General features: G+C 40.9%; 9 protein-coding genes. 6 read left to right on the plus strand and 3 right to left on the minus strand.

What is annotated here, in order from left to right; translation table 11 throughout:
• Position 1 precedes the first annotated feature (1 nt).
• The 4 genes from TZ97_RS02350 to alaS all read left to right on the plus strand — a co-directional run bounded on the left by TZ97_RS02350 (position 2) and on the right by alaS (position 5,120).
• Entirely contained in the window at positions 2–721 is a 720-nt protein-coding gene (locus TZ97_RS02350) for an O-methyltransferase (protein ID WP_045759248.1), read from the plus strand.
• 72 nt (positions 722–793) lie between these two features.
• Positions 794–1,738, plus strand: coding sequence for a peptidylprolyl isomerase PrsA (gene prsA / locus TZ97_RS02355; RefSeq protein ID WP_045759249.1), 945 nt, complete (start codon positions 794–796; stop codon positions 1,736–1,738).
• A 253-nt stretch (positions 1,739–1,991) separates the two neighbouring features.
• Complete coding sequence (locus TZ97_RS02360) at positions 1,992–2,477, plus strand: LURP-one-related/scramblase family protein (protein ID WP_023917679.1); 486 nt, start codon at positions 1,992–1,994, stop codon at positions 2,475–2,477.
• Positions 2,478–2,501: 24 nt separating this feature from the next.
• Positions 2,502–5,120 (plus strand): alanine--tRNA ligase, encoded by a 2,619-nt coding sequence (alaS, locus tag TZ97_RS02365; RefSeq protein WP_045759250.1) that lies wholly within the window; start codon positions 2,502–2,504, stop codon positions 5,118–5,120.
• Between the two features lie 373 nt (positions 5,121–5,493).
• On the opposite strand, the gene nrdF is transcribed toward alaS, so the two are convergent.
• The 3 genes from nrdF to nrdH all read right to left on the minus strand — a co-directional run bounded on the left by nrdF (position 5,494) and on the right by nrdH (position 9,059).
• Positions 5,494–6,453, minus strand: a complete 960-nt coding sequence (nrdF, locus tag TZ97_RS02370) for a class 1b ribonucleoside-diphosphate reductase subunit beta (protein ID WP_031573445.1) — start codon at positions 6,451–6,453, stop codon at positions 5,494–5,496.
• A gap of 113 nt (positions 6,454–6,566) precedes the next feature.
• Positions 6,567–8,726, minus strand: coding sequence for a class 1b ribonucleoside-diphosphate reductase subunit alpha (gene nrdE / locus TZ97_RS02375; protein ID WP_045759251.1), 2,160 nt, complete (start codon positions 8,724–8,726; stop codon positions 6,567–6,569).
• A gap of 114 nt (positions 8,727–8,840) precedes the next feature.
• The gene (gene nrdH / locus TZ97_RS02380; RefSeq protein WP_003006408.1) at positions 8,841–9,059 is read right to left on the minus strand and encodes a glutaredoxin-like protein NrdH; all 219 of its coding nucleotides are present in this window, start codon (positions 9,057–9,059) and stop codon (positions 8,841–8,843) included.
• 475 nt (positions 9,060–9,534) lie between these two features.
• Here nrdH and TZ97_RS02385 point away from each other — a divergent pair, with 475 nt between their 5' ends.
• Positions 9,535–9,798, plus strand: coding sequence for a phosphocarrier protein HPr (locus TZ97_RS02385; protein WP_003006411.1), 264 nt, complete (start codon positions 9,535–9,537; stop codon positions 9,796–9,798).
• 4 nt (positions 9,799–9,802) lie between these two features.
• Positions 9,803–11,536 (plus strand): phosphoenolpyruvate--protein phosphotransferase, encoded by a 1,734-nt coding sequence (gene ptsP, locus TZ97_RS02390; RefSeq protein WP_003006414.1) that lies wholly within the window; start codon positions 9,803–9,805, stop codon positions 11,534–11,536.
• The last annotated feature ends 254 nt before the right edge of the window (positions 11,537–11,790 follow it).

The raw sequence follows: 11,790 nt of genomic DNA on the forward strand, positions 1-11,790 counted from the left end.
GATGGTAGAGTCTTATAGTAAAAATGCCAACCACAATATGCGCCGGCCAGTGGTTAAAGACGAGATCGTTGACTTTATGCGAACGCGTCAAAAACCGGTAGCAGGTGCCTTGAAGGAGTTAGAAGCATTCGCCCGCAAGGAAAATATTCCGATTATTCCGCATGAAACGGTAGCTTACTTTAGACTACTCCTGCAAGCCCTACAACCAAAGAAAATCCTTGAAATTGGGACGGCAATTGGGTTTTCAGCGCTCTTAATGGCTGAAAATGCTCCCGATGCACAAATTACCACTATTGATCGGAATGAAGAGATGATTGGCTTTGCCAAGGAAAATCTGGCTAAATACGATCAGAGAAAGCAAATCACCTTGCTTGAAGGAGATGCAGTAGATGTATTGCAGGATTTAACAGAGACCTATGACTTTGTCTTTATGGACTCTGCTAAGTCTAAGTACATCGTCTTTTTACCACGGATTCTCGAACTCTTAGAGGTTGGGGGAATTGTGGTACTGGATGATATTTTCCAAGGAGGAGATGTTGCCAAGGACATCATGGAAGTGCGTCGTGGGCAACGAACCATTTACCGGGGGCTTCAGAACCTCTTTCATGCGACTCTCAATCATCCAGATTTGACCGCTAGTTTGGTGCCACTTGGAGATGGTATTTTGATGATTCGGAAAAATGCAGAGACGGTAACCTTGCCAGATCCTAGCTCTTTTTAGGTAAATTTAAGGTATTCTCTCTAATTTGTGGTAAAATAGAAGAAGTTTAAAAAGGAACGGAGAATAATTTTCATGAAGAAAAAACTTGTAGCAGGTGCTGTGACCTTGCTATCAGTCGTAACACTAGCAGCGTGTGCCAATGGCACAAACAAAGATATCGTGACCATGAAAGGGGACACGATCACAGTTTCTGATTTCTATAATGAAATCAAAACCAACCAAGGTGCTCAACAAGTTCTTTTCCAAATGACCATCAATAAAGTCTTTGAAAAAGAATATGGATCAAAAGTTTCTGATAAAGAAGTCGATAAAGAATTGGCTAAACAAAAGAAACAATTAGGCAACCAATTCGATGCTTACTTGGCGCAACAAGGCTTGACGGAAGAAACAGCGAAGAAACAAATCCGTAGCAATATGTTGTTGGAGTATGCAGTCAACCAAGCGGCTAAGAAAGATATCAAAGAGTCTGACTACAAGGCAGCTTTTGAATCTTACACACCAGAAGTAACAGCACAAATTATCAAGTTAGATTCAGAAGATAAAGCAAAAGAAGTGTTGGAAGCTGCTAAAGCGGAAGGTGCAGACTTTGCCCAAATCGCCAAAGATAATTCAACAGATACTGCTACAAAAGATAAAGGTGGCGAAGTTAAGTTCGATTCAGGAACAGCAGGTATCCCATCTCAAGTCAAAGAAGCTGCCTTTAAATTGGATGAAAACGGCATTTCAGATGTGATCACAGTTTCAGCAGGTCAAAACTATTCTGCTAGCTACTATATTGTCAAATTGAATAAGAAGACAGAAAAAGGCTCTGACTGGAAGAAATACGAAAAACGTTTGAAAGAGATCATTGTTGATGGTCGTAAGCAAGATACCAACTACATCCGTAGCATTATTGCAAAAGCGATGACCAATGCCAATATCAAGGTCAAGGATGATGCCTTCAAATCAACATTCAACCAATATTTGCAAAATATTGGTGTTGAAACAAGCGGTAGCAGCTCATCATCTAAAAAATAGTTGACGGTTCCTTTTGGAACTTGTATAATGAAATAGTTGAGAATAAATCATTGTTACTCGGAATCAGAGAAGTGGCGGGGGTGTGAGCCATGGAAGAGAAATGATTTTGCTACTCGGCTGAGACAATTGCATATAAAATGAAGAATGACAAGTTCATTGAATGAAGGTGGTACCGCGGTTTTTCGCCCTTCGTTTAGTGGCTTGTCTTTTGTTTATGGGCAGTTGTCTGGAGCTTTTTAAAGGAGATCAAAAGATGCGAACCTATCAAGTGAAACAAAAATTTCGATTGGGTGGCGAGCGGTTCGATATCAAAGATGAGTTGGGAAATGTTGAGTACCAGGTTGAGGGATCTTTTCTTAAGATTCCCAAGACTTTTACCATCTACGATAAGAATGGACAAGAAGTGAGCCATATCACCAAAAAAACAATCAGCTTTCTTCCCAAGTTTGTGGTTGAGTTGAAGGATGGGGATCGCTTTTTTATCCATAAAAAACTGACGCTCTTTAGAGACAAATACGATATCGAAGATTTGGGACTGAGGGTACAAGGAAATATCTGGGACCTAGAATTCAAATTGTTTGATGATCGGGATCAAATCGTCGCTGAGATTAGCAAGGAACTCTTTCATCTAACCTCTACCTACCAAGTATCGGTGTATGAGGATGAATACGCTGATTTAGTCATCTCACTTTGTGTCGCCATCGATTATGTCGAAATGTTAGAAGCTAGCGCAAATTAATCTTAAAGAAATTAGGAGACAAATATGAAACAATTATCTAGTGCACAAGTCCGCCAAATGTGGCTTGATTTCTGGGCAAGCAAAGGCCACTCTGTAGAACCATCTGTTAGCTTGGTTCCAGTAAACGATCCAACCCTTTTGTGGATCAACTCAGGGGTTGCCACTCTTAAAAAATACTTCGATGGAACTATCAAACCTGAAAATCCACGGATTACCAATGCTCAAAAAGCCATCCGTACCAACGATATCGAAAACGTAGGGAAAACTGCCCGTCACCATACCATGTTTGAAATGTTGGGGAACTTCTCTATCGGAGATTACTTCCGTGATGAAGCCATTACGTGGGCTTATGAGCTTTTGACAAGCCCTGAATGGTTTGATTTCCCTAAAGACAAACTTTACATGACCTATTATCCTGACGACAAGGATTCATACAACTGTTGGATTGCTGTTGGTGTGGATCCAAGTCACTTGATTCCAATCGAAGACAACTTCTGGGAAATCGGTGCGGGACCTTCTGGACCAGATACAGAAATCTTCTTTGACCGTGGAGAAGCCTTTGACCCTGAAAATATCGGTCTTCGTCTGCTTGCAGAAGATATCGAAAACGACCGTTACATCGAAATTTGGAACATTGTCTTGTCACAATTTAACGCTGACCCTGCTGTTCCTCGTAGCGAATACAAGGAATTGCCACACAAGAACATTGATACGGGTGCTGGTTTGGAACGTTTGGTAGCCGTTATCCAAGGGGCCAAGACCAACTTTGAAACTGACCTCTTCATGCCAATCATCCGTGAAGTGGAAAAGATGTCTGGTAAAACCTATGATCCAGATGGCGATAACATGAGCTTCAAGGTGATTGCTGACCACATCCGTTCGCTTTCATTTGCGATCGGAGATGGAGCTCTTCCTGGTAATGAAGGACGCGGTTACGTTCTTCGTCGTCTCCTCCGTCGTGCTTCCATGCATGGTCAAAAATTGGGGATCGAAGGAACCTTCTTGTATAAATTGGTTCCAACTGTTGGGAAGATCATGGAAAGCTACTACCCAGAAGTACTTGAAAAACAAGACTTTATCGAAAAAATTATCAAGAGTGAAGAAGAGTCATTTGCTCGTACTTTGAATTCTGGTCAACACTTTGCCCAAACTATCGTTGAAGACTTGAAAGCTAAAGGTCAAACAGTGATTGCTGGTCAAGATGTCTTCAAACTTTATGATACATACGGATTCCCAGTAGAATTGACAGAAGAAATCGCTGAAGAAGCTGGAATGACAGTCGATCGTGAAGGTTTTGAAGCAGCTATGAAGGAACAACAAGAACGTGCGCGTGCATCTGCTGTCAAAGGCGGATCAATGGGTATGCAAAATGAAACCCTTCAAAACATCACTGTGGAAAGTGTCTTCAACTACAATGCTAGCCAATTGCCTTCTAAGTTGGTGGCTATCGTAGCAGATAATGCTGAAGTAGAGGCTGTTTCAGAAGAAACTGCATCACTGATCTTTGCAGAAACTCCATTCTACGCTGAAATGGGTGGACAAGTTGCGGACCATGGTCAAATTTTGGATGCTGAAGGAAACGTCGTTGCTACAGTAACAGATGTTCAAAAAGCACCAAACGGACAGCCACTCCATACCGTTGAAGTTCTTGCTCCTCTTGCCTTGAACCAAGAATACACCTTGGCGATCGATACCAATCGTCGTCATCGTGTTATGAAGAACCATACTGCAACTCACTTGCTCCATGCGGCTCTTCACAATATCCTTGGTAACCATGCAACCCAAGCAGGATCTCTTAACGAAGTAGAATTCCTTCGCTTTGACTTTACTCACTTCCAAGCCGTAACTCCTGAAGAATTGCGCGCTATTGAACAACAAGTCAATGAAAAGATTTGGGAAGCCATCGCAGTCGAAACGATTGAAACAGATATCGATACTGCTAAAGAAATGGGAGCCATGGCCCTCTTTGGTGAAAAATACGGTAAAGAAGTCCGTGTTGTCACTATCGGTGATTACTCAGTAGAGCTCTGTGGTGGTACCCACGTAGGCAATACTTCTGAAATTGGACTCTTCAAGATTGTCAAAGAAGAAGGGATCGGATCAGGAACTCGTCGTATCTTGGCAGTGACTGGTAAGGAAGCCTTCGAAGCTTATCGTGAACAAGAAGATGCTCTGAAAGCAGTCGCAGCAACCTTGAAAGCACCTCAACTCAAAGAAGTTCCTCACAAGGTGGAAGGACTTCAAGAGCAACTCCGTCAATTGCAAAAAGAAAATGCAGAATTGAAGGAAAAAGCGGCAGCAGCGGCAGCAGGCGATGTCTTTAAACATGTTCAAGAAGCAAACGGACACCGTTACATTGCCAGCCAAGTTTCTGTATCAGATGCAGGTGCCCTTCGTACCTTTGCGGATAACTGGAAACAAAAAGACTACTCTGATGTGCTTGTTCTTGTCGCAGCCATTGGTGACAAGGTAAACGTCCTTGTAGCCAGCAAGACAAAAGATGTGCATGCAGGTAATGTGATCAAAGAATTAGCTCCAATCGTCGATGGACGTGGTGGTGGTAAACCAGACATGGCCATGGCAGGAGGAAGCAACCAAGCGAAGATCCAAGAATTGTTGGATGCCGTAGCAGGTAAGTTGTAATAATCGGAGAGGTTGGATGTTTGTCCAACCTCTTTTTTCAAAAAAGGAGCAGATCCAATTAGAAAAAGATTGCAACAAAAAAACCTTTCCGTCTGGAAAGGTTTCAGATTGAAGATAAAGTCTTCTAAAAAACTTTCCTTAGGTGAGTACGGACGTCAGCGAACTTCAAAGAAGTTCCATGACTTAGTTTTGGACCTAAGGTTCCAAAACTCCCGAGTGCTAGAAACATGATTGTTTCTAGCACTTTTCTCACGGTGGAAAGTTTTTAATCTTCAAAAAATAAAAGTCACTTTTTGAAAATCATCTATCTGTTTTATGTAAAACAATAGGTTGTCTATATTTAAAAACCTTTCCATCTGGAAAGGTTTTTGTCTTATAGTCCGTAATTATAATCGTCATCCTGCATGGCTTCTACTTCACCGAGAAGGTAACCATTTCCGACTTGAGAGAAGAAGTCGTGGTTAGAGGTACCGGTTGAGATTCCGTTCATGACGATTGGGTTAACGTCATCTGCTGAGTCTGGGAAAAGCGGATCTTGTCCCAAGTTCATGAGGGCTTTATTGGCATTGTAGCGAAGGAAGGTCTTGACTTCCTCAGTCCAGCCCACACCATCATAGAGGCTCTCTGTGTAGCCTTCTTCGTTTTCATAGAGGGTGTAGAGAAGATCATACATCCACTCTTTGAGTTTTTCTTGTTCTTCTTCTGGTAATTCGTTAAATCCAAGTTGGAACTTGTAGCCGATATAGGTTCCGTGAACTGATTCGTCCCGAATGATCAACTTGATGATTTCAGCTACGTTGGCCAATTTGTTGTTTCCAAGATAGTAGAGAGGTGTGAAGAAACCAGAGTAGAAGAGGAAGGTTTCAAGGAAAACGCTGGCTACTTTCTTTTCAAGAGGAGTCCCATTGAGGTAGATTTCGTTGATGATTTCTGCCTTCCTTTGAAGGAAAGGATTGGTGTTGGTCCATTCGAAAATCTCTTCGATTTCTGACTTGGTATTCAAAGTAGAAAAGATAGAAGAGTATGACTTAGCATGGACTGATTCCATAAATTGGATGTTGTTAAAGACAGCTTCTTCATGGGGAGTACGAATATCCGCACGAAGAGCTTGAACACCTGTTTCAGATTGCATGGTATCTAGAAGGGTCAATCCCCCAAAGACTTTACCAACTAGGTCTTTTTCTTTATTCGACAACTTTCTCCAGTCATCCAAGTCGTTTGACAAAGGGATACGTGTATCCAACCAGAATTGCTCTGTCAGTTTTTCCCAGGTCGATTTATCGATGACATCTTCGATCGCATTCCAGTTAATGGCTTTGTAGTATGTTTCCATTTGCATCACTTTCTTTTTCAATTCATTCAATCGTTACTATTCTACCATAAATTGATAGAATACCGCACAAAAAGTCGGCGAACCGACTTTTGATAGCTATCTAGGATAGCGGATTAGATGACACAGCTTTCACATTGGTTGGCGCCAACTTCTCCACCATCATCTGTAAAGGTACGGACGTAGTAGATAGACTTGATACCCTTGTTAAAGGCGTAGTTCCGAAGGATAGACAAGTCACGAGTGGTTTGTTTGTTTTCAGTTTTCCATTCGTAAAGACCCTTTGGAATATCGCTGCGCATAAAGAGAGTCAGTGAAAGACCTTGGTCTACATGCTCAGTAGCCGCAGCATAGACATCGATGACTTTTCGCATATCCATGTCGTAGGCAGAAGTGTAGTAAGGAATCGTTTCTGTTGACAATCCTGCTGCAGGGTAGTAGATCTTACCGATTTTTTTCTCTTGGCGTTCTTCAATCCGTTGTGTAATTGGGTGGATAGAAGCAGATACGTCATTGATGTAACTGATAGATCCATTTGGTGCGACAGCCAAGCGGTTTTGGTGGTAAAGACCATCTGCTTGAACTTTAGCACGCAGTTCTGCCCAATCCTCTGCACTTGGGATAAAAATATCTTTAAAGAGTTCTTTGACGCGATCAGATTTTGGTACAAATTCTCCAGTCGTGTACTTATCAAAGTAAGTACCGTTGGCATAGTCTGATTTTTCAAAGTTGTGGAAGGTAACACCACGTTCACGCGCGATGTTGTTTGATTCTACGAGAGTCCAGTAGTTCATGAGCATGAAGTAAATGCTGGTGAACTCAATAGACTCAGGAGATCCATATTCGATCAATTGTTGGGCAAGATAGCTGTGAAGTCCCATAGCACCAAGACCAAATGTATGAGCTTGGCTGTTTCCGTGGTCGATTGTAGGAACAGCGACGATGTGAGAACTATCTGTAACGAAAGTCAAAGCACGTACCATAGCTCGGATAGAACGACCAAAGTCAGGTGAAGTCATCATGTTGACAACGTTTGTTGAACCAAGGTTACATGAAACGTCAGTACCCATTTGAAGGAATTCTTGCGCATCGTTGATCAAACTTGGTTCTTGGACTTGAAGAATTTCTGAACACAAGTTACTCATGATAATCTTACCATCGACAGGATTTGCGCGGTTAGCTGTATCAATGTTGACTACATAAGGATAGCCAGATTCTTGTTGCAATTTAGAAATTTCAGTTTCCAAATCACGCGCCTTGATTTTTGTCTTACGAATGTTTGGATTAGCAACCAACTCATCGTATTTTTCAGTGATGTCGATGTAGTTGAATGGCACTCCGTATTCACGCTCTACAGAGTAAGGGCTGAAGAGGTACATTTCTTCATTCTTACGGGCCAACTCGTAGAACTTGTCTGGCACGACGACACCAAGTGAAAGGGTCTTAACCCGAACTTTTTCATCGGCGTTTTCTTTCTTAGTAGAAAGGAAGGCGATGATGTCTGGGTGGAAGACGTTAAGGTATACAGCCCCAGCACCTTGACGTTGACCAAGTTGGTTAGAGTAAGAGAAGCTATCTTCGAAAAGCTTCATAACTGGTACGACACCAGAAGCAGCACCTTCATACCCTTTGATAGGTGCTCCAGCTTCACGAAGGTTGCTGAGGGAAATTCCCACACCACCACCAATACGTGAAAGTTGAAGAGCTGAATTGATAGAACGTCCGATAGAGTTCATATCATCTGTTACCTGAATCAAGAAACATGATACCAATTCACCACGACGTGCACGACCTGCATTTAAGAAAGATGGTGTAGCAGGTTGGTAGCGTTGGTGGATGATTTCATTTGCGATATCAGTTGCAATAGCTTCATTGCCATCAGCAAAGTAAAGAGCGTTAAAGAAGACACGATCTTCCATGCTCTCAAGATAGTATTCCCCATCATTAGTTTTCAAGGCATATTGATTGTAAAACTTGTATGCTGCCATGAATGACTTGAATTGGAAGTTTTGATCTTTGATAAATTGGGCCAATTTCTCTAAAAATTCAGGACGGTATTTCTCGATAAAAGCTCTCTCAATGTAATTGTGCTCGAGAAGGTACTGAATCTTGTCTGTAATCGAGTCAAAGGCTTTAGTATTTGGTACAACATTTTCTTTAAAGAACGCATCCAAAGCTTCTTTATCCTTATGAAGCATGATTTGGCCGTTTACTGGACGGTTGATTTCATTGTTAAGACGAAAATACGTCACATCTTCAAGAGATTTTAATCCCATAATAATCCTTTTCTAGTTCAAAAAAATGAAGAGGAGAAGTCCTCTCTTTCCAAGTAAAAAGTCTAGTGTTAGGTTGCTAACGCTAGACCCTATTTAAGCAAAATACTGTGTTAATTAAGAAAGTTTCTTCAACTTAGCTGGTTGAAAACCAGAAAATACTTCATCCGGTGTTTGAATAACTGGAGCAGCATTGAAACCAAGGTTCTTAACATGCTCTACAAATTCTGGCTGTTCATCTAAGTTAATTTCGCGGTATTCCACATGATTGCTATCGAGGAATCGCTTGGTCATTTTGCATTGAACACAATTATTTTTTGAATAAATGGTTACCATTTATTTTCCGTCCTCCTATCGAAATATAAATCTGTAAACAGTATAAACAAAATCCAGCAACTTGTCAACAAAATAAAACTAAATATTGTGCAAAGAGATGAAATGGAGTTTTCAAAGCACAATATATTGTGGTGGGTGAAAAATGTGAAAATCAAAGAAATGGGATAGGAATAGGCTTTAAAGCATCTTTAATTAGTTATAATTTTTTGGTGAATCAATATCCTGTGGTTCAAGAGCTTCTTTTCATTGAAAGCGGAGGAAAATGTTACTTATAATATAGTAGAAAATTGAAAAGATATTTTCTCTGTTCTTCAGGTGCTTCTTAAAATGTATCTAAATTGGGATTTTTCGCAGTCTTTTTCTGTAAGTCAGTGATAAAAATCTTGAAAAAAATTTCAAAAGATGATATAATACCAAATTGTAAGGGTTATCAAAAGGTAACTCAAAAACTATTTTTAAAAAGGAGAGTCAAACTATGGCTTCTAAAGATTTCCACATCGTGGCAGAAACAGGTATCCACGCACGTCCAGCAACTTTGTTGGTTCAAACTGCTAGCAAATTTGCTTCAGATATTACTCTTGAATACAAAGGTAAATCAGTTAACTTGAAATCAATCATGGGTGTTATGAGCCTTGGTGTTGGTCAAGGAGCAGACGTTGTAATCTCTGCAGAAGGTGCTGACGCTGATGATGCTATCGCAGCTATTTCAGAAACAATGACTAAAGAAGGATTGGCTTAAAAATATGACAAAAATGCTAAAAGGAATTGCAGCATCTGACGGTGTTGCCGTTGCTAAGGCATATTTGCTCATTCAACCAGACTTATCATTTGAGACTGTTTCAGTCGAAGATACAAGTGCAGAAGAAGCTCGTTTGGATGCAGCTCTTGAAGCTTCACAAAACGAGCTTTCTCTTATTCGGGAGAATGCAGTAGCAAGCCTTGGTGAAGAAGCAGCGCAAGTTTTTGATGCGCATATGATGGTTCTTGCTGACCCTGAAATGATTGGTCAGATCAAAGAAACAATTCGTACGAAAAAAATCAATGCAGAAGCTGGCTTGAAAGAAGTCACTGACATGTTCATTGCGATCTTTGAAGGAATGGAAGACAATCCTTACATGCAAGAACGTGCAGCAGATATTCGTGACGTTACCAAACGTGTCCTTGCCAACTTGCTTGGTAAAAAATTGCCAAACCCTGCTTCTATCAATGAAGAAGCAATTGTGGTTGCGCATGACTTGACTCCATCTGATACAGCACAGTTGAACAAAAAGTATGTAAAAGCTTTTGTTACGAATATCGGTGGACGTACAAGTCACTCAGCTATCATGGCTCGTACACTTGAAATCGCAGCTGTTCTTGGTACAAATAACATCACAGAGCTTGTCAAAGATGGCGATGTTTTGGCTGTTTCAGGGATCACTGGTGAAGTAGTGATCAACCCTACTGAAGAACAAATTGCAGAGTTCAAAGCAGCTGGTGAAGCTTATGCAAAACAAAAAGCTGAATGGGCTCTCCTTAAAGATGCGAAAACAGTGACTGCTGATGGAAAACACTTCGAGTTGGCTGCCAACATCGGTACACCTAAAGACGTTGAAGGTGTAAACGATAATGGTGCAGAAGCTGTTGGTCTCTATCGTACAGAATTCTTGTACATGGATTCTCAAGACTTCCCAACAGAAGATGACCAATACGAAGCCTACAAAGCAGTTCTTGAAGGTATGAATGGTAAACCTGTGGTTGTTCGTACAATGGATATCGGTGGGGATAAAGAACTTCCTTACTTCGACCTTCCTAAAGAAATGAACCCATTCTTAGGTTTCCGTGCTTTGCGTATTTCTATCTCTGAAACTGGTAACCAAATGTTCCGTACACAATTGCGTGCCTTGCTTCGTGCATCTGTTCACGGTAAATTGCGGATCATGTTCCCAATGGTTGCTTTGTTGACTGAGTTCCGTACAGCTAAGGGTATTCTTGAAGAAGAAAAGGCTAAATTACTTGCGGAAGGTGTTGCTGTTGCAGACGATATCCAAGTAGGGATCATGATTGAAATCCCAGCTGCAGCAATGCTTGCGGATCAATTTGCTAAAGAAGTTGATTTCTTCTCAATTGGTACAAACGACTTGATCCAATACACAATGGCTGCTGACCGTATGAACGAACAAGTTTCATACCTTTACCAGCCATATAACCCATCTATCCTTCGTTTGATCAACAACGTGATCAAAGCGGCTCACGCTGAAGGCAAATGGGCTGGTATGTGTGGTGAAATGGCCGGTGACCAAACTGCCGTTCCACTTCTTGTCGGAATGGGCTTGGATGAGTTCTCTATGTCAGCGACATCTGTCCTTCGTACACGTAGCTTGATGAAGAAACTCGACACAGCTAAAATGCAAGAATACGCTAACCGTGCTCTTACTGAATGTTCAACAATGGAAGAAGTTCTTGAACTTTCAAAAGAATACGTGAACGTAGACTAAGAATTCAACAAGACTAAGACAAATCTGTCTTAGTCTTTTTTTACATTGTTCATAAAAATGTTCATTTTATTCGTAATAAACTAGTTAGTAATAAAAATAGTGATTTAAATGTTCGGTTTTTGTTTGATTTTCCTCGTATATATAGTATAATCGTAAGTAAGATAAGGAGGATGACCAAGGAAGGATCGAAAAGGTTCGGAAGAGAAAATGAAAGAATTTTTCCTGATAAATTTACATGATTTTCCTGGAATCAA

It is taken from the genome of Streptococcus parasanguinis (genome assembly GCF_000963275.1).
Taxonomy (GTDB): Bacteria; Bacillota; Bacilli; order Lactobacillales; family Streptococcaceae; genus Streptococcus; species Streptococcus parasanguinis_B.

Bases quoted from the DNA above. Each gene is read 5' to 3' on its own strand.
- TZ97_RS02350 (WP_045759248.1), top strand. From the start codon at position 2: ATGGTAGAGTCTTATAGTAAAAATGCCAACCACAATATGCGCCGGCCA.
- prsA (WP_045759249.1), top strand. From the start codon at position 794: ATGAAGAAAAAACTTGTAGCAGGTGCTGTGACCTTGCTATCAGTCGTA.
- TZ97_RS02360 (WP_023917679.1), top strand. From the start codon at position 1,992: ATGCGAACCTATCAAGTGAAACAAAAATTTCGATTGGGTGGCGAGCGG.
- alaS (WP_045759250.1), top strand. From the start codon at position 2,502: ATGAAACAATTATCTAGTGCACAAGTCCGCCAAATGTGGCTTGATTTC.
- nrdF (WP_031573445.1), bottom strand. From the start codon at position 6,453: ATGGAAACATACTACAAAGCCATTAACTGGAATGCGATCGAAGATGTC.
- nrdE (WP_045759251.1), bottom strand. From the start codon at position 8,726: ATGGGATTAAAATCTCTTGAAGATGTGACGTATTTTCGTCTTAACAAT.
- nrdH (WP_003006408.1), bottom strand. From the start codon at position 9,059: ATGGTAACCATTTATTCAAAAAATAATTGTGTTCAATGCAAAATGACC.
- TZ97_RS02385 (WP_003006411.1), top strand. From the start codon at position 9,535: ATGGCTTCTAAAGATTTCCACATCGTGGCAGAAACAGGTATCCACGCA.
- ptsP (WP_003006414.1), top strand. From the start codon at position 9,803: ATGACAAAAATGCTAAAAGGAATTGCAGCATCTGACGGTGTTGCCGTT.